General features: G+C 63.4%; 20 protein-coding genes. 12 read left to right on the top strand and 8 right to left on the bottom strand.

Translation table 11 applies throughout. The annotated features are described in order from the left end of the window. Positions 1 to 6 precede the first annotated feature (6 nt). Both NN5_RS11990 and NN5_RS11985 read left to right on the top strand, forming a co-directional pair. Positions 7 to 1158 carry an alpha/beta fold hydrolase gene (locus tag NN5_RS11990; protein ID WP_067734338.1) on the top strand — a complete coding sequence of 384 codons (1152 nt, stop codon included), beginning with the start codon at positions 7 to 9 and terminating at the stop codon, positions 1156 to 1158. Further along, positions 1155 to 3611 (top strand): plasma-membrane proton-efflux P-type ATPase, encoded by a 2457-nt coding sequence (locus NN5_RS11985; protein WP_067734337.1) that lies wholly within the window; start codon positions 1155 to 1157, stop codon positions 3609 to 3611. Before NN5_RS11990 ends, NN5_RS11985 begins: the two co-directional genes overlap by 4 nt. On the opposite strand, the gene NN5_RS11980 is transcribed toward NN5_RS11985, so the two are convergent. Further along, the gene (locus NN5_RS11980; protein WP_067734336.1) at positions 3586 to 4224 is read right to left on the bottom strand and encodes an aspartyl/asparaginyl beta-hydroxylase domain-containing protein; all 639 of its coding nucleotides are present in this window, start codon (positions 4222 to 4224) and stop codon (positions 3586 to 3588) included. The genes NN5_RS11985 and NN5_RS11980 overlap by 26 nt on opposite strands. 68 nt (positions 4225 to 4292) lie before the next feature. Between NN5_RS11980 and NN5_RS11975 the strand changes: the two genes are divergently transcribed. From NN5_RS11975 to NN5_RS11960, 5 genes are all read left to right on the top strand, one after another. Next, the gene (locus tag NN5_RS11975; protein ID WP_067734335.1) at positions 4293 to 5519 is read left to right on the top strand and encodes a sulfotransferase family protein; all 1227 of its coding nucleotides are present in this window, start codon (positions 4293 to 4295) and stop codon (positions 5517 to 5519) included. A gap of 354 nt (positions 5520 to 5873) precedes the next feature. Then, positions 5874 to 6383, top strand: coding sequence for a phage tail protein (locus NN5_RS25150; protein WP_084384892.1), 510 nt, complete (start codon positions 5874 to 5876; stop codon positions 6381 to 6383). A gap of 47 nt (positions 6384 to 6430) precedes the next feature. After that, positions 6431 to 6970 (top strand): phage tail protein, encoded by a 540-nt coding sequence (locus NN5_RS11970; protein ID WP_067734334.1) that lies wholly within the window; start codon positions 6431 to 6433, stop codon positions 6968 to 6970. 18 nt (positions 6971 to 6988) lie between these two features. Continuing rightward, a complete protein-coding gene (locus tag NN5_RS11965) occupies positions 6989 to 7528 on the top strand; it encodes a phage tail protein (protein WP_067734333.1) in 540 nt (179 codons plus the stop codon). A gap of 20 nt (positions 7529 to 7548) precedes the next feature. Continuing rightward, positions 7549 to 8097 (top strand): GNAT family N-acetyltransferase, encoded by a 549-nt coding sequence (locus NN5_RS11960; protein ID WP_067734332.1) that lies wholly within the window; start codon positions 7549 to 7551, stop codon positions 8095 to 8097. Here NN5_RS11960 and NN5_RS25845 read toward each other — a convergent pair. Continuing rightward, on the bottom strand, positions 8090 to 8698 hold the full coding sequence (locus NN5_RS25845; protein WP_157081111.1) for a DUF6916 family protein: 609 nt from the start codon (positions 8696 to 8698) through the stop codon (positions 8090 to 8092). The two genes, NN5_RS11960 and NN5_RS25845, sit on opposite strands and share 8 nt — an antisense overlap. Before the next feature lie 270 nt (positions 8699 to 8968). On the opposite strand from NN5_RS25845, the gene NN5_RS11950 reads away from it, so the two are divergent. From NN5_RS11950 to NN5_RS11940, 3 genes are all read left to right on the top strand, one after another. Further along, a complete protein-coding gene (locus NN5_RS11950) occupies positions 8969 to 9343 on the top strand; it encodes a DUF2946 family protein (protein WP_067734330.1) in 375 nt (124 codons plus the stop codon). A gap of 73 nt (positions 9344 to 9416) precedes the next feature. Beyond that, positions 9417 to 9953, top strand: a complete 537-nt coding sequence (locus tag NN5_RS11945; protein WP_067734329.1) for a DUF2244 domain-containing protein — start codon at positions 9417 to 9419, stop codon at positions 9951 to 9953. Between the two features lie 3 nt (positions 9954 to 9956). Continuing rightward, the gene (locus NN5_RS11940) at positions 9957 to 10259 is read left to right on the top strand and encodes a hypothetical protein (protein WP_157081109.1); all 303 of its coding nucleotides are present in this window, start codon (positions 9957 to 9959) and stop codon (positions 10257 to 10259) included. A 51-nt stretch (positions 10260 to 10310) separates the two neighbouring features. On the opposite strand, the gene NN5_RS11935 is transcribed toward NN5_RS11940, so the two are convergent. Together NN5_RS11935 and NN5_RS11930 are read right to left on the bottom strand one after the other, a co-directional pair. Beyond that, positions 10311 to 11930: an alkaline phosphatase D family protein gene (locus NN5_RS11935; protein WP_067734327.1), complete on the bottom strand. Its 1620-nt coding sequence runs from the start codon at positions 11928 to 11930 to the stop codon at positions 10311 to 10313. A gap of 27 nt (positions 11931 to 11957) precedes the next feature. Continuing rightward, a complete protein-coding gene (locus NN5_RS11930; protein ID WP_067734326.1) occupies positions 11958 to 14261 on the bottom strand; it encodes a TonB-dependent receptor in 2304 nt (767 codons plus the stop codon). Between the two features lie 176 nt (positions 14262 to 14437). Between NN5_RS11930 and NN5_RS11925 the strand changes: the two genes are divergently transcribed. Further along, the gene (locus tag NN5_RS11925) at positions 14438 to 15307 is read left to right on the top strand and encodes an ROK family protein (protein ID WP_067734325.1); all 870 of its coding nucleotides are present in this window, start codon (positions 14438 to 14440) and stop codon (positions 15305 to 15307) included. Positions 15308 to 15418: 111 nt separating this feature from the next. Beyond that, complete coding sequence (acpA, locus tag NN5_RS11920; protein ID WP_067734324.1) at positions 15419 to 17071, top strand: acid phosphatase; 1653 nt, start codon at positions 15419 to 15421, stop codon at positions 17069 to 17071. 134 nt (positions 17072 to 17205) lie between these two features. On the opposite strand, the gene NN5_RS11915 is transcribed toward acpA, so the two are convergent. From NN5_RS11915 to NN5_RS11900, 4 genes are all read right to left on the bottom strand, one after another. Beyond that, on the bottom strand, positions 17206 to 19077 hold the full coding sequence (locus tag NN5_RS11915; RefSeq protein ID WP_067734323.1) for an AMP-binding protein: 1872 nt from the start codon (positions 19075 to 19077) through the stop codon (positions 17206 to 17208). 25 nt (positions 19078 to 19102) lie between these two features. Continuing rightward, entirely contained in the window at positions 19103 to 19612 is a 510-nt protein-coding gene (locus NN5_RS11910; RefSeq protein ID WP_067734322.1) for a GNAT family N-acetyltransferase, read from the bottom strand. Positions 19613 to 19698: 86 nt separating this feature from the next. Further along, entirely contained in the window at positions 19699 to 21366 is a 1668-nt protein-coding gene (locus NN5_RS11905) for an MFS transporter (RefSeq protein ID WP_067734321.1), read from the bottom strand. A gap of 56 nt (positions 21367 to 21422) precedes the next feature. Further along, positions 21423 to 22850: a DcaP family trimeric outer membrane transporter gene (locus NN5_RS11900; protein WP_245656437.1), complete on the bottom strand. Its 1428-nt coding sequence runs from the start codon at positions 22848 to 22850 to the stop codon at positions 21423 to 21425. Positions 22851 to 23036: the final 186 nt, after the last annotated feature.

Below are 23036 nucleotides of genomic sequence, written 5' to 3'. Positions count from 1 at the left end.
AACACCATGGACAAGCCCCTGACTCCCAATCCGCTTCCAGTTGCCAAGCCGAAAATCGAGCACGCCGTTCCCTGGTTCTGGCCCATGGCTGCGGCTATCGAGATGGAAGATGAGGGGCTGGCGCTGTTCGAACGCAATCTGGAGGCCGTGAGCGCCGCGGTCGAGATCGACAATCCGCCGCCTCCGGCCTGGGCGAGCCCGAACGCAATCGCTCTCGATCTGCCCACTATGCATTTGCGGGATTTTTCGCGCAGCCGCGATGCCGGCGGGGTGCCGGTGCTGGTCGATGCGCCCTATGCCGGCCACTCTTCGACGATCGCGGATTACCAGCCGGGCCAGAGCCTCGTCGAAACGCTGCTCGATGGCGGGTTGTCGAGGGTTCTGGTGACGGAATGGAAAACCGCGACGCCCGAAATGCGCGATTTCGATATCGACCGTTATCTGGCCGAACTCAACGTGGCCGTCGATGATCTGGGCGGGCGGGTGAACCTTGTCGGACTGTGCCAGGGCGGCTGGATGTCGGCGATGTTCGCGGCGCGCTTTCCGGACAAGGTCTCTTCGCTGGTTCTGGCCGGATCGCCGATCGATACCGACGCGGGCGACGGGCCGATCAAACGCATGGCGCACAGCCTGCCGCTGCGCTTCTACAAGCGCATGGTCGAACTGGGCAATGGCCGGATGCTCGGTAAGTTCATGCTGGCCGGATGGAAAAACATGCATCCGGGCAAGCAGTATCTCGGCAAGTATCTCGATCTCTACGAGCACGTCGAGGACAAGCGCTATCTCCAGCGGACCGAGGCTTTCGAAAGCTGGTATGAAAATCCCATAGATCTGCCGGGCCGGTTCTATCTCCAGGCCATTGACCTGCTGTTCCAGCGCAATCTGTTCGCCAAGGGCGAGTTCGTTGGGCTGGGGCACAAGCTGTCGCTCAAGACCATTGCCTGTCCGCTCTATCTGCTGGCCGGAGAGGGCGACGATATCACTACTCACGAACAGGTCTTCGCGGCGGAAGGCCTGGTGTCGACGCCGCCCGAACGGATCGTGAAAAGCATGGTTCCGGGCGGGCACATCGGCCTGTTCATGGGCAGCCGCACGCTCAAGGACACCTGGCCGGGCATCGCCGCGTGGATCGCGGAAAACGGCGAGCAGGTTTCATGACCGCCGCCGCACCGGACGAAGCGGCGGGCACGGATCTGGCCACCGGCCTGTCAACCGCAGAGGCCGCCGCCCGGCTGGAGCGCTATGGCCGCAATGCGATCGAGGAAAAGCGCACCAGCCCTCTCGCCAGGTTTCTGGGCTATTTCTGGGGACCGATCCCGTGGATGATTGAGGTTGCCGCCCTGCTGTCCGCCGTGGTGCGGCACTGGCCGGATTTCGTGATCATTCTGGCGCTGCTGGTGTTCAATGCCGGGATCGGGTTCTGGCAGGAGTTCAAGGCGTCCAATGCGCTCGACGCCTTGCGCCAGAGCCTGGCCCTGCACGCGCGGGTGCTGCGCGATGGCCAGTGGGGGCAGATCGATGCGGCCGAACTGGTCCCCGGCGATGTCATCCGCGTGCGGCTGGGCGATGTGCTGCCTGCGGACGTGACATTGGCCGATGGGGATTATCTTTCGGTCGATCAGGCCGCGCTGACCGGGGAATCGCTGCCGGTCACGCGCAAGCCGGGCGATACCGCTTATTCGGGATCGGTGGTGAAGCAGGGCGAAATGGTTGCCCGCGTCATGGCCACCGGCACACGCACGTTCTTCGGCAAGACCGCCGCGCTGGTGGCCGGAGCCGCTGCGCCTTCGCATTTCCAGAAGGCGGTGATGACGATCGGGGACTACCTGATCTTCCTCAGCATCGTGCTGGCCGCTGTTCTGGTGCTGGTGCAGCTCTATCGCGGGGCGCCGGTGCTGGAACTGGCCCAGTTCGCGCTGATCCTGACAGTGGCCGCCATTCCCGTCGCCATGCCCGCTGTCCTGTCCATGACGATGGCGGTGGGCGCGATGGTACTGGCCAAGGAAAAGGCCATCGTCTCACGCCTGCAGTCGATCGAGGAAATGGCCGGGGTCGACATCCTCTGTTCGGACAAGACCGGCACGCTCACGCAGAACCGCCTGACACTGGGTGAACCCGTGCTGTTCGCGGCAAAGGATGCCGGCGATCTGACGCTGGCGGGCGCGCTCGCATCCAAGGAAGAGGACGGCGATGCCATCGATCTGGCCGTGATCGCCGGGCTGGCCGATCCGGCCGCGATGAAGGGCTGGAGGCTTCGTTCCTTCATGCCGTTCGATCCGGTCGGCAAACGGACCGAAGCCACGCTGGATGGCGCCGGCGGCACCGTGCTGCACGTCACCAAGGGCGCACCGCAGGTTATCCTGGCGCTGGCCGGGATGGCGGGCGATGACCTGACACGGGCGCAGCAGGCAGTGGAGGACTTTGCCGCCAAGGGCTACCGCACGCTCGGCGTCGCGCGCAAGGCAGGCGGGGAGGCGGGCTGGACGTTCCTGGGCCTGCTGACGCTCTACGATCCCCCGCGCGAGGACAGCGCGGAGACCATCGCCAAGGCCGCCGCGCATGGGGTCAAGGTCAAGATGGTGACGGGCGATGATGTCGCCATCGGCCGCGAGATTTCGGGCAGTCTCGGGCTCGGCCGCAATATCCGCCCGGCCGCTACGCTGTTCGGTGACGATGGCGGCGACATTCCCGCCGACGTAGCCGAGCAGGTGGAACTGGCCGATGGCTTCGCCCGCGTCTTTCCCGAGCACAAGTACGAGATCGTCAAGGCGCTGCAGGCCAAGGGCCACATCGTCGGCATGACCGGCGACGGGGTGAACGATGCCCCCGCCATCAAACAGGCCGACGTCGGCATTGCGGTGAGCGGCGCCACCGATGCCGCGCGCGCGGCGGCGGATCTCGTGCTGACCAAGCCGGGGCTGTCCACCATCATCAACGCGATCGAGGAAGCCCGGCGCATCTTCGAGCGGATGAACTCCTATGCGATCTACCGCATCAACGAGACGATCCGCACGATGATCTTCGTGGTTCTGGCGATGGTGATCTTCGGCTTCTATCCGATCACCGCGATCATGATCATCCTGCTGGCCTTCTTCAACGACGTGCCGATCATGGCTATCGCTTACGATAACACCCGCGTCGAGCCCCGGCCGGTGCGCTGGGACATGCGCCGGGTGCTTTCGGTGGCAACTACGATGGGCGTGGTCGGCACGATCGGCAGTTTCGGGATGCTCTATCTGGCGGACAAGGTGCTGCACCTGTCGGTTCCGCAGATCCAGACATACGTGTTCCTGAAGCTTGCCGTGGCAGGGCACATGTCGCTGTTCGTCGCCCGTGCGCGCGGCTGGATGGTGAAGCGCCCCTGGCCGTCGCGACCGCTGTTCTGGTCGGCAGTCGTCACCAAGATCCTGGCAACTTTGCTGGTGGTCTATCCGATGGGCCTGATGGCGCCGATCAGCTGGAAGGATGTGGCGATCGTCTGGGCCTATGCGATCGGCTTTTCGTTGATTACGGATGCGGCCAAGGTTCTGGCCTATCGCCTGCTGGAGGGACGGACCGGGCCGTACCGGCGCTTTGTCACGCTGGTCAATGTCTCGCTGCACCATCGCTGACCGGGGCCTTGCCGGAGCGCAACTGGCCGAGCAGCCAGTCATTGACGAGGCAGTCGATGACCAGATGGATGCGCTCGGTGCGGCCTGCGTTGATGACGGCGTGCTCGTCGGCAAGGCGCAAGTACCAGGTGCTGCCCGGTTCCATCTCCACCGGCGTGCCGTTGAGGAGGAACGTCACGGCCTCGTTGCCGGTGATCGGGATATGAAGCCGCGCGGTGCCGGATTCGGCCGAAAGGTCAAAGTCGCGGTGCGGCAGGATCCGGGAATCCGGCCCCAGCCGCATCAGCCGCACCGACCGCAGCGGGCAGTGAAAGCGGTCCAGCACGCCGCGCAGGTAAGGCGCATGGGCCAGCCAGGGCGTGGGTTCGAAATCGGTCGCAGTGGGATTGGCGTAAGCCATCAGCACCGGATGCTGCGCTCCGGCTGGGCAATACAAGGGCAGCACGCTCCATTCGCCCAGGTAGTTCTGCGCAACGTAATGGGCAATCCAGCCTTCCGGGGGCAAGGCTGCCAGATCTTCTGCCATGCGCGCCGGATCGAACTGCATCGGCAGGCGGATACGGTCCGCCGCGATTTCGATGGGCGGGGCCGGGGACGGTTCCTGTCCGTGCATATGCCGTTGCTGCCGCCTCGTGCTGTGGTGTGAGTGGGAAACTATCGGGGGAGTTCGCAAATGCAAGGATGGGACTGCAGGCGCATGAATGGCGTGAAAAGGCGATGACTCCGCTCGATACCCTCCGTCACGCCTTCATGGCAGACCGGGCGGCCGCGGCGGAACTGGCGGTAATCACCGATCGCGAGGCTTTCGCGGACGCACTTCTGTCCCCTGCCAGAGGGCAGGGCGTTCCCGTCGCGCGCGAGGCGCTGATGGCGGCCCTGCTGGGTGATCCGGTCGGCATCGAGCGGTATCAGGTGCGGCCGGTGGACGGTGCCGACTGTCCCGGTCCGGACTGGCTGCCGGTCGGGGTAGGGCACGACGGACGCCAGCTGACGGTAGAGTGGGCGCACTTCGCAGGCAGGCTGCCGTGCGAGTCCTTCTACGAGGACTCACTGAGGCGGGCCCGCGCCCGGCCGTTCAACCGGCTCATGCGGTGGAGAACGCCTCTTGCGGCCTTGCTGACCGCGCCGCGTCTTGCTGAGGTGCCGCCGCCCGACGGTTTTATCTTTCACATGTCGCGATGCGGCTCGACGCTGGTCTCGCAAGCGCTGGGGGCACTGCCCGGATCGGTTTCGATCTCGGAAGCGCCGCCGCTGGATGCAGTGGTACAACTCGTTTCCGGACACCTCGGCCTCCCGCCGGCAGAGCGGGCCGCACTGCTGCGGGCGATGGTCGCGGCGCTTACCTGTGGTCGTTCCGGAGAGACCGTTCGCCGTTTCGTCAAGCTCGACTGTTGGCACAGCATGTCCATGCCGTTGTTCCTTGAGGCTTTTCCGGACGTGCCATGGTTGTTTCTCTACCGTGATCCATTGGCGGTCATGGCCTCGCACGCCCGGATGCCGGGGACACAGACGCTGCCGGGTGAGCTTTCCGCACTCTTTGGCATCACCGATCCGTTCGCGATGCCGGGTGAGGAATATACTGCGCGCGTGTTGGCGGCCATCTGCTCGGCGGCGGCGGATCACGCATCGTCGGGTGGCGGAATGTTTTTGGATTACAAGGCTCTGCCTGAGGCAATCGCGGAGCGTGTTCTGCCTCACTTCAGGGTGAAGGCCGACGCGGCTGACATGGCTGCCATGGCGAAAGTGCTGTCGCAGGATTCCAAAGTACCTTCGCTTCCTTTCGCTCCGGAAGAGCGGGGCAGGGCGGTGAATGCCGGGGTGCACCGCTGCGTGGCAGCTTACCTTGCGCCTCAGGTTGCAAGGCTTGCCGAACTGGATGCCGCAGGTTCCACGTTGAAAGTCAGATAGCGGTTTGCCGCCAGCGTGACGCCTTTGAGGGTTTTGTCATGATGCGTCTCGCCAGATGGTTTGGCGGGGCACATAGCGATCCACCGATCTGATTTTTGCGGTGCGCATGGGTTAGTCATGAGGCTGCGTATCACTATAAAAGTAAATAGCTTCATGTAACTATTTATGGATCACCTCTATTTTGGAAGTTGTTTTTGGGCGTTTGGGGTATATTCTCAGGTGTATTATGCGGAATTTCTGATTAAATTTTTTTAACTCTAGAAAATTCTGGAATTTTGAAACTCTGGCTCTATGCTGGATTCGAAGTCGCTAATTAAGTGAATTTTACCGATATTCTCTTGGGGAGTTTGCGTGATGAGCGAGCCGTTTATCGGCGAAATAAAGATGTACAGTTTCGATTTCGCGCCCAAGAATTATGCTTTCTGTGATGGTCAGATCATGGCCATTTCGCAGAATCAGGCATTGTTCTCCCTGTTGGGGGTTCAATACGGCGGGAATGGTACATCGACTTTCGCGTTACCCAATCTGCAGAGCCGTGCGCCGCTTCATTTTAATGGATCCTATTCCCTCGGTCAGGCAGCTGGCGCTGAAACCGTGACTCTTACGCCTGGAGAAATGGCCGCGCATAATCATGTGGTTGCCGCGTCGACGGATCAGGCCACGGTAAAAAGCCCTTCGAGCGCCATGTTCGCGGCTGATACATCACCCGATGCGGACTTCTTTGCTCCATATGCAAATACTGTCCCTCTCGCAGGGCAGTCAATGTCCAATGCCGGCGGCTCTCAACCGCATAACAATGTGCAGCCTTTTCTCACGATAAACTTCTGTATTGCGCTTTACGGTCTTTATCCGTCGCGCAATTGATTGTGTTTTGACGCTGCAATAACCCGCGAGCCGTTCGAGGAGGGGGTATGACTACTCCATATATTGGTGAGATACGCATGTTTGGGGGGGATTTTGCTCCCGCAGGTTGGGCTTATTGTCATGGTCAGCTGTTGGCGATTTCTCAATATGATGCTTTGTTTGCACTGATCGGAACGACTTATGGCGGGAACGGGACGACCTCGTTCGCTTTGCCGGATATGCGCGGCCGCGTTCCGATCCACATGGGACAGGGGCCGGGACTCTCGAACTATGTGATCGGTGAAATGTCCGGCACCGAGAATGTCACTCTCATGTCGACGCAAATTCCGAGCCACAACCATTCGGTCATGGCTTCAGCCAATGCTGGCACAGATCCCCAGCCGAATTCTGGAGCAGTGCCGGCAAGTCCGGTGGGTAGCACGGCTTTCCTATACGTTGTCCCGGGAAGCAGCTCGGTTGTTCCTGTCGAAATGAGTCCGAGCAGCATCGAATTGGCGGGCGGGTCTTTGCCGCATGACAATATGATGCCGTCTCTGGCGTTGAATTTCATCATTGCCCTGTTCGGTGTCTTTCCGTCCCGCAACTAATATTCGGAGGTTGCGATCATGTCTGAGCCCTTCATTGGTGAGATAAAGATCGTCGGTTTCAATTTTGCGCCGCGAAACTTTGCATTTTGCAATGGCCAGATGCTGCCGATTTCTCAATATACAGCGCTGTTTTCCATTTTGGGGACGACTTACGGCGGTAACGGAACCAGCACTTTTGCGTTGCCCAATCTGCAAGGCAGCGTGCCCATGGGATTTGGGGATGGCCCCGGTCTCACGGTGCGTCCGTTGGGACAAGCGGTGGGCGAGGAGACTGTAACGCTCCTTGAGACTGAAATTCCCGCGCACAGCCACACGTTGAGGGGTGGGGATTTGAGCCCGGCCAATAGAGAGCAGCGCGTCGCCACGCCGACGTCTGCTGCGATGTTCGGCCTTTCCAATCCGACGCTTGCCTACAAGGTTCCGCCTGCGAGCGGCACGACGTTTTCTCCCAATATGGTGACACACACCGGAGGGAACCAGCCGCACGAAAACCGGCAACCCTATCTTTCCTTGAATTTCGTCATCGCGCTGGCAGGCGTGTTCCCCTCGCGAAATTGATGGGAGGAGCAGTGTCTGCCATGGGCAGGGTGCAAATCGAACTGCCGCCCACGTTGATGAAGGGCGGCTTTTCGCTGCGGCCGGAAGTCGAGGGGGACGATCCGTTCCTGCTGGAGCTCTACGAAAGCACGCGTGCTGCCGAACTGGCGATGATCGCCGACTGGACGGCCGAGCAAAAGCGGATGTTCGTGGCCCAGCAGTTCAATGCGCAGCGGCTTCACTATCGCACGCGTCTGGCAAACTGCCTGTTCAGCGTTATCGAGCACAAGAACGAACCCGTCGGCAGGCTCTATACCCAGGAAACCGCGAGCCAGTTGCGGATCATCGACATCGCCTTGGTGCCCGCCCTGCGCGGGCAAGGGCTTGGTATGGCTATCCTTGAGCATTTGCTGGCCGAAGCGGATGCTGCCGCATTGCCGGTGGGGCTCTTTGTCGAGCCCTATAATCCGGCTTCGCGCCTGTATCGCCGCTTGGGATTCCTGACGGTCGCCGAACTGGATTTCTACACCGAGATGGAGCGGCCCTGCGAAGATCGCCCCGTTCCGGAGACTGCGGCTGCCGTTAGCTGAAGATGGCCTCGTAGCTCACGCCGCCTGCGTCCCGGCCGACGGGAACGAGAAACATTGCCATTTTTCCAAGGGCGGGGCCTTCCAGTTGATGCAGCCCCTGGGGAATGACCTGCTGGCTTTCGCTTTTGAACAGTAAGGAAAAGGGCGGGCGAGAGAGCGTATCCGGCGACATGTTCTTGAGAAGAGTTACTTCGGAAAGAAGAATAGAGTGCTTCTCTCCCCCCATGTGGAGGGTGAATTCAGCGCCGCGAAGGGGTTCAAAGTTCTCTATATGAAGAGTGTCAGGGGCTTCTGATGGATGATTCGTCATATTTTGCAGACTGACCGAAGGCGAATTTACAATCAAGCGATAGCCGCTGTGGCAGAGGCGTGTTCTTTCGCCAAAAGGGCTGGCGGGACGAAAAATATCTGTCCCGCCAGCTAGGATTTGAGGACATCCGCCTGAAGCAGATGTGCCTTCGGGTCGCCTCTGGAACTTGTGTCGAGTGTGCAGGGGATCGCTGAAGCGGCGAGTCCGGGACTTCGGAGCGGGGTTGCCCGCTTCGACGATATGAGTCTCCTTGTATTCCAGCGTATTCCGGTTGCGGGCTGTAGCCGACAAACGGGGCTTTCGGCCCATGAAATTTCTTAACTTTCAAAATGTTAATAGTTAATCCGAAGGTCTTCTTATTTGTGCGGCCGGCGGGCCTCATCCCGGCGTGGGGCGCTGAGCGAGCCTGTTGGTCCGGGAGAGCCCGCTTCGGTTGGAGGGGCTCGGGCCTTGGGCCATTTGTCCTCCTGACAAGGGAGGCGGCAGGGAATATCACCGGCTCTCATGGGATCGTTGCGCGTCTTCTTTCAGCGTCGTTGCGGACTGGCAGGATTGCTGGTCATGGCGGCGCTGTTGCTGAAGCTGGCCGTGCCCGCAGGCTTGATGGTCGGGGCTGGCCCGCGCGCGATCACCTTGGAGATCTGCCATGGCGTGGGTGGAGAGGCTTTCGCCGATCCGGTTACGATCCCGGTCAAGCAGGCGGACCAGGATCTGTCCGGCAAGCCTGGCCCCGATAAGCCCGGCTCCGATAAGCCTGGGGGCGAATGCCCTTATGCGGCGCTTTCCATGGTTTCGCTTGCGGGTGCCGATGCCGTCTTGCTGGCACTGGCGATGGTTTTCATCATCGCTCTGGGTTTTGCCCCTATTCGCTTTGCCTTGCCGCAGCGCGCGCCATTCCTGCGTCCGCCACTGCGAGGGCCTCCGGCTCTGATCTGACGAACCGAACCCGTTTGTCGGACCGGCCGGTTGCGCCTGGCTTTGCGCACCGGACCAGCCGGAGTGCATAGTGATGTATCAGATATTTCGCCGTTCCGCGGAACGGCCCTGGGAACTGACCGGTGGCGAGCCGGACGGGTTCCTGCAACTGGGCGGTGCTGCGGCCCTGCCGCTTATGCTGCGGATGCGGGAGAACCGCTCGCAGCTTTCGAAAGATGGCCGCGCGGCGATCGCAGCGCTGGCGGTGCTGTTCATGGCCACGACGCTTGTCTTCGCGTTCAAGGGGCTATGGCTCATCCCGTTGTTCTCGATCACGGCGATGGGCGTGCTGACGTTCGTGCTCGATCGCCATGCCAGGAAGCAGGCGAGCAGCGAGACGCTCGAATTGTCCGAAACGCTTGTCCGGCTGCGCGACCGCGCGGGCCGGGTCATCGAACTGCCCGCGTTCTGGCTGCGTTTCCATGCAGAGCGCCGCTCGCCGGGGGACTTGCGCCTGATCCTGCGATCGGGCGAGCGCCGGATCGAATTCGGCCATTGCCTGAGCCTGCATGAAAAGCGCGAAGTGGCCTCGATCGTGTCGGCCGCGCTGGCGCAAGTGCGCGGAGGGTGAGGCATGGGCTTGCTGACCCTTTCCGCCGAACGGGCGGCAGCCTTTCGGCGCTTCCGGCGCAACACCTGGAAAGCCATTGCCCTGTGCGCGGCCCTGCGCATGGCCGATGCCGGGCTGGGGCTCGGCCTGCTGGCTTCGGTTCCGTCCCACGCTGGGCAGAGCGCGACTGGCGAAGAGGGAGCCGGGGATTACAGCCCAGTCTTCGCCGGATGCGGGGGCGCCGGATGTGGAGCTGCGGCAGGCCGGTGGGATCATGCTTTTACGGAAGCAGAACCCGGTCGCCGCCCACGTTACCCGGCGCGGTGAGGAGCCTGTGATGGTGTAGCCGCTGGTCGAGACGAACCGGCGGCTGCGCCATCAGGCCTTCGTAAAGCGGCGTTCGCCCCACTTGACGCCCAGCGTATGATCCCGCGTTCCCACTGTCGTGCGGGTGGCGATCGTGCTCATGAAGTGCCAGGTGCCCTGCACGGCCTCGGGCGTGAGCTGCAGCGAGACGTAGCCACGGCGGCTGGTATCGGTGAAGATCAGCCCGGGGTTGGTCTGGCGCAGCAGCGCCGCAAGATTGCGCGGTGCGATAGTCGGCAGGAAGCTCTCGTAGCCCGACGAGGTCACGGATTGCCCGGCGAATTCGACGCCCACCGGTTCGCTGCCGAGACTGAGTTCGTTGCCCCAGGCGTTGTGGCTGTCGCCCGAAAGCACGATCAGGTTGCAGTCCGCTTCGCGCGCGGCGCGCAGCAGGCGTTCGCGCGCGGCCGGGTATCCGTCCCACGAATCCATGTTGAAGGGCAGTCCCATCTTCGAGGCCGCTGCCAGAATCTCGGCGCGCTGGCGGCTTGCGGGATCGGCGTCCGCCGGGGTCAGATCGGCCAGTGCGGTGGGCGCGCGCAAGTTGCCCATGACGATTTCCTGCGCGAGGATCTGCCAGCGTGTCCCCCCTTTTGCCGATGCCGCCAGCCCCTTGGCGAGCCAGGCTTCCTGCTTGGCTCCCATCAGCGTGCGTTCGGGCGCCATCCACGGGCCGTCGCGGAACGCGGCGAGGGCCTTGGCAATGTCCGTCTGTCCCTTGAGCGCGGCGCCGAGGCTGAGCTGTTCGCTGCGTGCGGTAACGCGGGTTTCAGGGCGGAAGATCGTTGCCAGTGAGCCGATCTGGAAGCTGTTGTAGAGATCGTCCGAGACCGGCATCCATTCGCGGTAGGCGCGCATGGCGGCCGCCTTGCGGGCAGACCATGGGCCTTGCGTGTCGGGATGGTGGTTCTCGGCGCCGTTCTGCCAGTCGTCGTTGGCGAATTCGTGATCGTCCCACTGCGCGATCATCGGGAACTGCTGGTGCAGGCGGCGCAGGTCCGGATCGAGGCGGTAGCAGGCGAAGCGCATACGATAGTCGGCCAGCGTCACGATATCGTGCGCCGGTTCGATCATGCGGCCTGGCATGACGGTGTCGGGATAGTGGCCGGGGCGGTATTCGTAGAAGTAGTCGCCGACGTGGACCATCAGATCGAGATCGCCGCGCTCGGCGGCGTGGGCATAGGCGTTGAACCAGCCGAACGGCATGTTGGAGCAGGAGAACAGGCCGATGCCGAAGCGCGAGACGTCGCCCACCGGCAGCGTGCGGGTGCGGCCCACTTCGCTCCTGGTGCCGTCGGGCGCGACGAAGCGGTAGAAGTACCACTTGTTCGGTTCGAGCCCGGTCACGACCAGCTTGGCGCAATTGTCGTGTTCCGGAGACGCCATGACATCGCCGCCGCCAGCGACCCGGCTGAAGTCTTGGTCGAGCGAGACTTCGCAATGCAGGCGGGTTTCGCCCGGGCCCACATAGCGCGTCCACAACAGCACCGAATGGGCGGAAGGTTCGCCGCTGGCGATGCCGTGGGTGAAGCCGCGTGCGGTCAGGACCTGGGCAACGCCCGGCGTGGACAGGGCGGCAAGGCCGAGAGCTCCGGCCTTGATGAGCAGGCGGCGGTCGATGGTAAGAGTCATGGTGTCCTCCGGGGGGTGAGGCTGCGGTCAGTAACGGGCGGTCAGTTCGATGCCGTAAGTGCGCGGTTCGGCGGGGATGAACGTCGGGTAGCCGAAGCCGCCGCCGGTGTTGCCCGCATCGAGCAGATAGCGCTTGTCCGTGAGGTTGCGCGCATAGCCCGCGACTTCGAAGCGATCGTTCGCAAAGGATACGCCGCCGCGCAGGTTCACCAGTGTGACCGGATCCTGGCTGATCGCTTCCTTGTTCGGCAGTTCGAAGTAGATCTTGCTGCGATAGGTCACGCTCGGCGTCAGGAACACGCGGGTGGTTTCCGTCACCGGCGCGTTCAGCATGAAGCCGGCGGCCCACTGCCACTTGGGCTGGAGACGGAACTGGTTGCCGGCATAGACGCCGTTGGAGGCGGTGTCGTCCACGCCGCCGCTGATGAAGCCGAAATTGCCGAAGGCGCGCAGCCAGTCGGTGAAGCGGGCTTCCAGTTCGCCTTCGACGCCGAAGTTGGCGGCGGAACCGGCGCTTTCCGTCTTGCTCACGCCGGTGGATGCATCGACGACAGTCACCTGGAAGTTGCTGTAGTCGTCATAATAGACGCCCAGCGAACCGGAGAAGATGCCCACGGCGCCCTTGATGCCGGCTTCGTAGTTCCAGACCTTTTCCGCCGGGATCAGGTCGAGCGAGGCGACCGGCCCGGCGGCTGCGGAAAGCTGGACCACCGGCGAGCGCCGCCCTTCCGAAACCGTCGCGTAGAGGTTCAGGTTGGGCGTGAGGTGATAGAGCACGTTGAGGCGCGGCAGAACCGCCGCGTAGGAACGCTCGGCATAGAAGAAGGTCCCGCCGGTATTCACCAGGGGAAGCAGGGCCACGCCTGCCAGCACCGAATTCGGCTGATAGGCGCCATAGCCCGAGCGGCGCTTTTCGATCAGCACGCGCACGCCTGCGGTCAGTTCCAGCGATGATGTCGGCTTCCAGGTCGTGTCGCCGAACATCGACCAGCTCTGGTTGCGGCCCTTGTTCTCGAACCAGCTCGAATAGGGAATGGCTGTCGCCAGGCCGCCGGTGGCCAGATAGGTCGTCGAGGCTGCCGTCACGGTATTGTCAGCGGCGACGCAGCCCAGTCCGGGAATGATGTTCAGCGTGCACTGCAGATAGGTGCCTTCCTCGGTGGAGAAGGGCACGTTCTGATAGCTGTCCTCGATGAAGTAGTTCCAGCCGAACGAGGCACGCCACTTGTCGTCGCTGTAGGTGAAGCGGCCTTCGTGGCTGGCTTCCCAGCCCTTGGCGTGTTCGGCGAATTCCAGATACCAGGCAGCCGAGCCGTCGGCATCGAACACCTCGCGGGCATCGAAATCGCGGTAGCCGTTGACGGTGGTGAAGTTCCAGCCGTCGGCAAAGTCCCAGCTCGCCGTGAAATTCACGTCATAGACGTCGCGCGTCAGGCCCAGCTTGCTGGCACCGAGCACGGAGGCCGAATAGGGCGAACCGCCGAGGTAGGCGGCGCCGTAAACGCCGTCGGCGGCTGTCGATCCCAGTGCCTTGCTGAGGAACGGTGTGCCGGAATTGCGCTCCCGGTCATAGGTGAAGATCAGGTCCGCGGTGAAATCGCTGGTCGGCGTGTAGCGCAGCGAGCCGCGCAGGCCGAGCTGGTCCTGCGCGTAGAGATCGTCCTGGTTGGGAGCGAGGTTTTTGACATAGCCGTCGCGCTTCAACCACTGTCCGGCGATGCGCGCCGCCAGCACGTCGTTGCCGGCATTGACATGGCCTTCCACCTTGTAGGTGTTGTAATTGCCATAGCCGCCGGTCAGTTCGGCCGAGACGCCCGGTTCCGGCTTCGCCGAAATCAGGCTGATCGCGCCGATCGTTGCGGCAGTGCCGAACAGCGTCGCCTGCGGGCCCTTCACGACCTCGATACGCTCCATGTCGTAGATGCCCTGATAGGCACCGCGCGAGCGGGAGATGTCGACGCCGTTGTAGTACACGGTGACGCGCGGGGACTGCTGGGCCGAGCCGCTGTCCGAAGTGATGCCGCGGATCACGAAACCGGGGTTGTTGGCGCTTTGGACCTGCACATTGAGCCCGGGCACGTAGTTCGACAGGTCGCCGAGGTTGGTCACGCCGAGCTGGCGGATACGCTCCTGCGACTCCACCGACATCGTGATCGGCACGTCGACAGCGCGTTGCTTTACCTTCTGCGCCGTGACGACGATGGAATTGGCGTCGAGCTGGATTGCGTCAGCCGGCGTATCCGCTTCCGCGGCGAAAGCTGCCGTATGGATGCCGGTCAGGCACGAGCCCGCCATCAGCCCCGCGAACAAAGCGCTTGGTTTCAAAGCCATATTCCCCTGAAATCGAAATGTTGTGATGAGGGCCCCGTTAAGGGGAAAGCGTGACGTTTCAATGTCGCATTGCACAAAGGTGCCTATTCCCCGCAACTGCGGGGCAGGTTCCTTGTCGTGCTGGAGGCGGCACGGAGGCAGCGCTATGGTGCTGACGGGAAAGGTTTTGGGCGACGATGACACGGCAAACCTATGGATTGATCGAAGCGGGTGGCACCAAGTTCGTGCTCGGCATTGCCCATGGTCCCGATGCAGTGGGAAAAACGGCGCGAATTGTCACGACGAGCCCGGAAGAGACGATCGCGGCCATGCTGGCGTGGTTCGCTGAGCGCGGCCCGTTTGATGCGATCGGTCTCGCCAGCTTCGGTCCCGTCGAATTGGACCCCGCCTCGCCGTCTTGGGGGCATATTCTGAAAACGCCCAAGCCGGGGTGGAGCGGTACGGACCTTGCCGGTCCCTTGGCGCAGGCGTTTTCATGCCGGGTGGGCGTCGATACCGACGTGAACGCGGCGGCGTTGGCCGAAAGCCGTTGGGGGGCAGGGCAGGGGCAGCGCTGTGTCGTCTATCTCACCGTGGGAACCGGTATCGGGGGCGGCGCGGTGATTGAAGGGCAGACCCTGCGCGGTCTCTCGCATCCGGAAATGGGGCATATCCGCACGCCCCGGCATCCGGAGGACAGCGGCTTTGCCGGCGTCTGCCCGTTCCATGGCGATTGCCTGGAAGGCATGGCGTCGGGACCGGCGGTCATCGCGCGCTATGGCCGGTCGCTTTCGGAATTGCCTGCCGATCATCCGGGACTGGAGGTCATCGCCTGGTATCTCGCGCAGGCAGCCGTGACGGTGCAGGCCATGCTGGAGCCCGGACGCATCATTTTCGGCGGTGGCGTGATGAAGACGCCGGGGCTTATGGAGCGGGTTCGGATCGATGCGGAGAAGCTGGGCGGTGGCTATTTCCGGGGCTTGCCTGCCGAGGTGATCGTGCGGCCGGGGTTGGGTGAACGATCCGGTCTGCTGGGCGCGCTGGCGCTGGCGCAAGAGGCCGCCTGATCCCGCCAGGGGCAGGCCAAGCGTTTCTGCAGTCACGGGAATGTGGTTGACGCAGGTCATGCGGGCGTCACAAACAGCGCGCACAGCCTCTCCCCCCAGAAGGAGTCCCCGATGTCCGATTCAGATTCCCTCCATCCCGATCGCCGCGAATTTCTGGGCGGTCTGGCCGCCGCTCTGGGCGCTGCTGCCGTTACAAGTGCCGCTGCCGGGGAGGCTGAAGCGCGCGCGCCCAAGTCCGGTCATGCGAAGCCGGTCAGCGACGCCCGGCTGCGTGAGGCGATCGACACGGTAGTGGTGATCTATGCGGAAAACCGCAGCTTCAACAACCTCTTCGCCGATTTCCCCGGGCTGGAACAGCCGCTCTCCAAAGTGCCACCCGAACACTGCATCCAGCGTGACCGCGACGGCACGCCGCTGGACAAGCTGCCGAAGATCTGGGAAGGCCTGGTTCCCATCAAACAGGTGGTCGAACATGCCGAATACCGGATCGGCGCTGACGATCTGCCCCTGCTGCCCAACGCGCCCTTTGCGCTGAAGACTCCCGAAGGCGATCCGCTGCCGCACGGGCTGGTGACGCGCGACCTGATCCATGCGTTCTATCAGAACCAGCTGCAGATCAATGGCGGGCGCAACGACGGGTTCGTCGCCTGGGGTGACAGCGGGGCGCTGGTCATGGGGCACTATGGCGACAACCGGGCGCAATTGCGCCTGTGGCAGCTCGCGCGCGAGTTCACCTTGTGCGATAATTTCTTCATGGGGGCGTTCGGGGGATCGTTCCTCAACCACCAGTACCTGATCGCGGCGCAGCCGCCGGTCTACCCCGATGCGGACAAGGGACCGGCCGCCAATCGCATAGCCCAGGTCGAAGGGAGCGATCCCAAAGGCATCCGGCTGAAGCTCGATCCCAAGACACCGGCCAGTGCGATGGATGGCCCGGCCCGCTTCGTGGCCAGCACGCTCACGCCCGATTTCTGGGCCGTCAACACGATGCTTCCGCCCTATGCACCGACCTATCAGCTCGATCCGGAACGGCCGGGCTATGCCAACTGGTCGAGCGGGCACACGCTGGTGCCGCAGCAGCACAAGACGATCGGCGATGCGCTCTCCGCCAAGGGGGTCGACTGGGTTTGGTACGCCGGTGGCTGGGAGGCCGCGCTGGAAGGTCATGCCAACGATGGCTCAACCCCCTCGCGCCCGAATTTCCAGCCGCACCATCAGCCGTTCAACTATTACAGCCGTTTCGCCCCGGGCACGGCCGCCCGCGCCGCGCACTTGCGCGATGCGGGCGAGGGCAGCACGGCGCGCACCAACCACTTCCTTGCCGATGCCGAGGCGGGCAAGCTGCCGCCGGTCACGTTCTACAAGCCGCAGGGCAATCTCAACATGCACGCGGGCTATTCGGACGTCGATGCGGGCGACCGGCACATCTCCGCCGTGGTCGATGCCCTGCGCGAGAGCCCGCAATGGGAGCGTATGCTGGTGGTCATCACGTTCGATGAGAACGGCGGCTGGTGGGACCATGTCGCACCGCCCAAGGGCGATCGCTGGGGGCCGGGCACGCGCATTCCCGCGATGGTCGTCTCGACGCACGCGCGCAAGGGCAGCGTCGATCACACGATCTACGATACGGGCTCGATCGCCCGCTTCATCACGCGCCGCTTCGGGCTGGAGAAGCTGCCCGGCCTCGCCATGCGCGAGGAAGCGATGATCGCCGCAGGTGGCGTTGCACCCGGCGATCTGACCGGGGCGCTGGAGCTGGGGTAGGGCGGAAACGGGCAGTTCGTCATTGCAAGGGCTAAAGGCCGGCGGCAATCCAGGGGCGGTTTGCGCCGGCCCTAGATTGCTTCGTTGGCTTCGCCTCCTCGCAATGACGAGGCATTTTGCCCAACCCTAACTTTTCAGCCGTGCACAATGCTGTGCAGGGCCGCCGGAACCGAAGGATCCTCGATCGTTGCCGGCGTGTCGTAGTGCTCGCCATTGACGATCTTGCGCAGCAGGTTGCGAAGGATCTTGCCGGAACGCGTCTTGGGCAGCTGGGGGACGGCATAGACCGTCTTGAGCGCGGCGACGGGGCCGAGCTCCTCGCGCACGGCGTTGACCACCCGCTTGACCAGCGTGTCATCCCCTTCCGCGCCCGCACGCGCCACCACGAAAGCGACCGGGATCATGCCCTTGATCGCATCGTCCGCGCCGATCACCGCGCATTCCGCCACGCCGTCTTCCTGCGCGACGATCTGTTCCATCTGGCCGGTCGAGAGACGGTGCCCGGCGACATTGATGATGTCGTCGGTGCGGCCCATGATGTTGAGGAAGCCTTCGGCGTCGAAGTGCCCGGCATCGCCGGTCTCGTAGTAGCCGGGAAAGCCCTCGAAGTTCTTCGCATAGCCTTGCGGGTTGTTCCACAATGTGCGGAAGGCGCCCGGCGGCAGCGGCGCCTTGATGGCGACCGAGCCGCTCTCGCCGTCGGGCACGGGCTTGCCGTCATCTCCCAGGATCGTGAAGGCATAGCCCGGAACGGGGAAGCCCGCGCTGCCGCGCTTGCGGCGAAGATCCCCCAGCGCGACGCACGTGGCAATGGCGGGCCAGCCGAGTTCGGTCTGCCACCAGTGGTCGATCACCGGCAGGCCGGATTTTTCCTCCAGCCAGGCGATCGTATCGGGATCGGCCCGCTCGCCGGCGAGGAAAATCGTCTGGCACGGCCCGGTGCCGATTTCCGTCAGGAACGTGGCTTCCGGGTCTTCCTTGCGCACCGCGCGGATCGCGGTGGGGGCGGTGAAGAAGGCTTTCACACCGTGGCGGTCGATAGTGCGCCAGAACGTGCCCGGATCGGGCGTGCCGACCGGCTTGCCTTCGAACAGCACCGTGGTCGCGCCCACCAGCAGCGGGGCATAGACGATGTAGCTGTGCCCCACGACCCAGCCCACGTCGGACGCGGCCCAGAACACGTCACCGGCGCCGATGCCGTAGATGTTGGCCATCGACCAGGTCAGGGCGGTGGCATGGCCGCCATTGTCGCGCACGACGCCCTTGGGCGTGCCCGTGGTGCCCGAGGTGTAGAGGATGTAGAGCGGATCGTTGGCCGCCACCGGCACGCAGGCCGGGAGCGGGGCCTGCGCCGTCTGCGCGCGCAATTCCATCCAGTCGAGATCGCGCGGTGCGGAAAGCTCTGCCGTCACTTGTTCACGCTGGAACAGAACGACGTGATCGACGGCGTGCTTCGCCAGTTTCAGCGCCTCGTCGACCATCGGCTTGTAGGCAATGGTCCGCTTGCCTTCGATACCGCAGGACGCGGTCATCAGAACCTTGGGCGCGGCATCATCGATGCGTTTGGCGAGTTCGAGCGGAGCAAAGCCGCCGAATACGACCGAATGGATCGCACCGAGCCGGGCGCAGGCCAGCATCGCGAAGACCGTCGGCGGGATCATCGGCATGTAGATGACGACGCGGTCGCCCTTGGCCACGCCGAGCGAGGACAGCATGGCAGCGACGCGGCCGACTTCGTCCAGAAGTTCGGCATAGGTGTAAGTCTGGATTGTGCCCGTGACAGGGCTGTCATAGATCAGCGCCGTCGCATCGCCGCGTCCGGCGGCGACGTGGCGGTCCACGGCGTTATGGCAGGTGTTGAGCTGCCCGCCGGGGAACCACCCGTCCGCATCGCTCCAGCCCGATCCCGGCGGCTGCGCCCAGTCCACGGCCTTGGACGCTTCGAGCCAGAACCCTTGCGGGTCATCGATGCTGGCCTGCCAGGCGGTTTTGTAGGCGTTACTCATGCCGGTCTCCGTAATGCGTCTTGTCTTAGCGTAGGGTCTTCGAGAGCACGACGAGGGTGGGTTCGTCGTCGAACGGTTCCGGAGTGAAGCCTTTCTCGCGCTCCAGTTCGATGGCAGCGTGATTGTCGCGGCTTTCGATCGAGATCACCCGGCGCACACCGCGCTCCTTGGCTTCACCGGCGAGGAAATCGAGCAGAGCCCAGCCCACGCCCTTGCCCTTGTAATCGCTGCGGATGGATACGGCGATTTCGCCAGTGTCGAGACCGGCATCACAGGCGAGCAGAGCCGAAGCCACCAGTTCGCCGCTTGCCGTATCGAAGGCGAGGAAGCTTTCCGACTGGAAGTGATCGGCCGTCAGCAGCGGCTCAAGCTGTTCGTGGCTGACATGCTCGCTGGCCGCGAGAAAGCGAAAGCGCCGGTCATCGTCGCTGACGGCGTCGAAGAAGGTGCCCAACATAGCTTCGTCGCCCTCGGTGGCGGGGCGAACGGAAAGGTTGATGCCGGTACGGGTGGTGAGCTGGGATGTCTTGGTCATGATGACTCCGTCTGCTGGACCAAAAAGGGCGCGCCGCGCCTTGATCGGGGGCAAATCCCCGCTCAGGACGCGGCGCCGAAGGACACTCAGTCGTCGATATTTCTCCTGAATGTCTCGGGGAGGAAGAGCAGGCCGATCACGACCGTGCCCACGGCGACCACGACCGGATACCACAGGCCGTAGTAGATATCGCCGGTGGCCGCGACCATGGCGAAGGCCGTGGTCGGCAGGAAGCCGCCGAACCAGCCGTTGCCGATGTGATAGGGCAGCGACATCGAGGTGTAGCGGATGTTGCTGGGGAACAGTTCCACCAGCATGGCTGCGATCGGACCGTAGACCATGGTTACCAGGATCACGAGGTAGAACAGGACCGCGACGACCTTGACCGAGTCCATCTGGTCCGGGTCTGCCTTCGCGGGATATCCGGCCTCGGTCAGAGCGGCCTTGATGCTGTCCTGATAGGTCTTGATCGCCGCAGCGCGATCCTCACCCGTGATTTCGGCCGGGTTGGGTGCGGTCAGCGTCTTGCCGCCGATCGCGACCGAGGCGACCGTGCCTGCCGGGGCCTGCGTATTGGTATAGTTGATACCGTTCTTGGCGAGGAAAGCCTTGGCGATGTCGCAGCTCGAAGAATCGAACTTGTTCTTGCCGATCGGGTCGAACTGGAACGAGCATTCGGCATCGTTGGCCGTCACCACCACCGGCGCGCTCTTCGACGCATGGGCGAGTGCCGGGTTGGCGGCATCGGACAGGGCGTGGAAGGCCGGGAAGTACGTCAGGGCAGCCAGGGCGCAGCCGCCCAGGATCAGGAACTTGCGGCCGATTTTGTCGGACAGCCAGCCGAAGAACACGAAGAACGGCGTGCCAAGCGCCAGTGCGATGGCGATCAGGTAATTCGTCGTCGCGCCGTCCACCTTGAGGATCTTTTCAAGATAGAACATCGCGTAGAACTGGCCAGTGTACCAGACCACCGCCTGGCCGGCGACGGCACCGAACAGGGCGATCAGCACGAACTTGAGGTTGCCCCACTTGCCGAAGGAATCCTTGATCGGCGACTTCGAGGTCTTGCCCTCATCCTTCATCTTTTGGTAGACCGGGCTCTCGTTGAGCTGGAGGCGGATCCACATCGAAACCGCCAGCAGTACGGCCGAGAGCAGGAACGGCACGCGCCAGCCCCAGCCTGCGAAAGTGTCTTCACCCATGCCGGTTCGCACGCCCAGCACGATCAGCAGCGCGGCGAAAAGGCCGAAGGTCGCCGTGATCTGGATGAAGCTCGTATAGAGGCCGCGCCGGTTGTTGGGCGCGTGCTCGGCCACGTAAGTTGCTGCGCCGCCGTATTCACCGCCGAGCGCCAGGCCCTGCACGATGCGCAGGCTGACAAGGATGATGGGAGAGGCAATGCCGATCGTGTCGTAGCCGGGCAGAAGGCCGACGGCGAAAGTCGAAAGGCCCATCAGGCCCATGGTGACGAGGAAGGTGTACTTGCGGCCCACAAGGTCGCCGACCCGGCCGAACACCAGTGCGCCGAAAGGCCGCACGGCGAAGCCCGCCGCGAAGGCGCCGAGCGCAAGGATGAACCCGGTGGTCTCGTTCACGCCCGCGAAGAAGACTTTCGAAATGAAGGAGGCCAGAAGGCCGTAGAGGTAGAAGTCGTACCATTCGAATACGGTGCCGAGCGACGACGCGGTGATGACGAGCTTCTCGTCGTGCGTCGCCTGATGGTGCTTCGGCAAGGCGCTATAAGTCGTAGCCATTGCTCACTCTCCCAAGTGGAGCCGGTGCTGTCGTTGCAGGACCGGGTTTTTCATCGTCAGAAGCTGTACTTCGCGGCGAATTCGATGCGGTCGAGCGCGCCATCGGCGCCACTGACCAGTTCCCGCTCGCCGTGACGGTATTCGAGACCGACGTCGATGTTCTTGACCGGCGAGTAGAAGATGTTGGCCGCTGCGCTCCAGGCCTGCTTGTTGTAAGAGGCAATGGTGGCGGCGGTGAGCACATTGGCGTAATCGACGCGCTGATAGCTGCCCATCACGTTGATGCGCCACTGCGGGGCGATGGCGATGCGTGCGGCGGCGAGTGCGGCGATCACGTTCACGCTTTCCAGCTTGTTTGCGACGGGATCATAGACCGCGTCGGGCGCGAAATTGAGGCCGATGTAGCGGCTGGCATTGTGACCATAAGTGACCATGGCCCGCACGTCGCTGGTCTTGGACGGGTTGAGCCAGATCTTGCCGGCGGCGCTGACGCCCCAGCCGAACGTGTTGTCGCCCACGCCTGCGGCATCGACCCGGACCTGGCGGGCCAGCAGCGCGAGGGAGCCTTCTCCGGCCTTGCCGGCATAGGCGAGGCGGGCGGCGAAGTCAGGCATGCGGTCGTCGCCGTTTTCGGTCAGCGCCGGAGAGCCCAGCGTCGCCGTTCCCGATTCCGGTTCCTCGACCGAGGCGTGCAGGGTCAGGTCCCGGCTGAGCGGGGCGCTGTAGCGGATCAACGGCTGGCGGACGAAGACGGTGCCTTCGGTCGTGCCGACGAAGTCGGTGCTTTCGGGCAGGGCGCCGGTGTACTGGAAGGTCGACCAGTCCTGACCGATGGTCACGCGGCCCACCTGCATCCAGGCGCGGCGCAGCGCGAGGTTGTAGCCATTGGTAGTGCGCTGCGAGCCCTGCGTGCCAGGCGAGGTCTGGAAATCGACCTCGACATAGCCCTTTACGCTCTGGCCGCCCACATTGGTGTCCATGTTCAGCCAGAAGCGGGATTGCTTGGCCGTGAAATCCTCGACCTTCTGCGCCTTGCCGCCGCCGGTGGGGATTACCTGCGGCAGGTAGAAATCGCGGCCGAGCGAATTGGTGGCCACTTCGCCGTCGCTGAAGCGGCTCGCCGAGGCGACCATCTTGATATAGCCGCCAAGCTTGATCGTGGTGTTGCCGGACTTGAAGCCATCCGGTTGCGGCTTGCTTTCGACAGCGGCGACTTTCGCAGCCGCTTCGTCGCTCTTGGCATTGGCGGCGGCGACATTGGCATTGGCCGCGGCGATGGCGGTCTGCGCCTGTTCGGCGCTGGCGGCCTGTTCCTGACGTGCGTTCGCAAGATCCGCGCGCAGCTGCTGCATTTCGGCCTCAAGCTTTTCGAGGCGTGCTTCGAGCTGTGCTTCGCGGCTGGTAGCGGCCAGGGCAGCTTGTGGTGCGACCAAGCTGCTGGCAGCCAGTAAGGCGCATACCAGGGGCCTGTTGATGTGCTTCATCATCCTCTCCTTCCCGTATCCGGTTGCCGCCTAGTTGTGTTGGGGCATTCCAAGGATTTGTTACCATTGACCCCTAGGGAAGAGTACGGCCATCTGGACCATAGTGGTGGGGTTACGACCAATGTCTAATGCCGCGGTGCGGCATGCCTTGTGTTAAGGTTCCTGCAAAGCCGGACTACCGGCCAT

The sequence above is a fragment of the Novosphingobium naphthalenivorans NBRC 102051 genome (assembly GCF_001590985.1).
Classification (GTDB): domain Bacteria; phylum Pseudomonadota; class Alphaproteobacteria; order Sphingomonadales; family Sphingomonadaceae; genus Novosphingobium; species Novosphingobium naphthalenivorans.
The sequence above is the reverse complement of the archived record's forward strand: the minus strand, read 5'-3'. Positions and strand labels throughout refer to the sequence as shown.

Bases quoted from the DNA above. Each gene is read 5' to 3' on its own strand.
- NN5_RS11910 (WP_067734322.1), bottom strand. From the start codon at position 19,612: ATGACCAAGACATCCCAGCTCACCACCCGTACCGGCATCAACCTTTCC.
- NN5_RS25150 (WP_084384892.1), top strand. From the start codon at position 5,874: ATGAGCGAGCCGTTTATCGGCGAAATAAAGATGTACAGTTTCGATTTC.
- NN5_RS11900 (WP_245656437.1), bottom strand. From the start codon at position 22,850: ATGAAGCACATCAACAGGCCCCTGGTATGCGCCTTACTGGCTGCCAGC.
- NN5_RS11980 (WP_067734336.1), bottom strand. From the start codon at position 4,224: ATGCACGGACAGGAACCGTCCCCGGCCCCGCCCATCGAAATCGCGGCG.
- NN5_RS11940 (WP_157081109.1), top strand. From the start codon at position 9,957: ATGGGCTTGCTGACCCTTTCCGCCGAACGGGCGGCAGCCTTTCGGCGC.
- NN5_RS11990 (WP_067734338.1), top strand. From the start codon at position 7: ATGGACAAGCCCCTGACTCCCAATCCGCTTCCAGTTGCCAAGCCGAAA.
- NN5_RS11950 (WP_067734330.1), top strand. From the start codon at position 8,969: ATGGCGGCGCTGTTGCTGAAGCTGGCCGTGCCCGCAGGCTTGATGGTC.
- NN5_RS11925 (WP_067734325.1), top strand. From the start codon at position 14,438: ATGACACGGCAAACCTATGGATTGATCGAAGCGGGTGGCACCAAGTTC.
- NN5_RS11905 (WP_067734321.1), bottom strand. From the start codon at position 21,366: ATGGCTACGACTTATAGCGCCTTGCCGAAGCACCATCAGGCGACGCAC.
- NN5_RS11985 (WP_067734337.1), top strand. From the start codon at position 1,155: ATGACCGCCGCCGCACCGGACGAAGCGGCGGGCACGGATCTGGCCACC.
- NN5_RS11975 (WP_067734335.1), top strand. From the start codon at position 4,293: ATGGGACTGCAGGCGCATGAATGGCGTGAAAAGGCGATGACTCCGCTC.
- NN5_RS11935 (WP_067734327.1), bottom strand. From the start codon at position 11,930: ATGACTCTTACCATCGACCGCCGCCTGCTCATCAAGGCCGGAGCTCTC.
- NN5_RS11915 (WP_067734323.1), bottom strand. From the start codon at position 19,077: ATGAGTAACGCCTACAAAACCGCCTGGCAGGCCAGCATCGATGACCCG.
- acpA (WP_067734324.1), top strand. From the start codon at position 15,419: ATGTCCGATTCAGATTCCCTCCATCCCGATCGCCGCGAATTTCTGGGC.
- NN5_RS11945 (WP_067734329.1), top strand. From the start codon at position 9,417: ATGTATCAGATATTTCGCCGTTCCGCGGAACGGCCCTGGGAACTGACC.
- NN5_RS11965 (WP_067734333.1), top strand. From the start codon at position 6,989: ATGTCTGAGCCCTTCATTGGTGAGATAAAGATCGTCGGTTTCAATTTT.
- NN5_RS11970 (WP_067734334.1), top strand. From the start codon at position 6,431: ATGACTACTCCATATATTGGTGAGATACGCATGTTTGGGGGGGATTTT.
- NN5_RS11930 (WP_067734326.1), bottom strand. From the start codon at position 14,261: ATGGCTTTGAAACCAAGCGCTTTGTTCGCGGGGCTGATGGCGGGCTCG.
- NN5_RS11960 (WP_067734332.1), top strand. From the start codon at position 7,549: ATGGGCAGGGTGCAAATCGAACTGCCGCCCACGTTGATGAAGGGCGGC.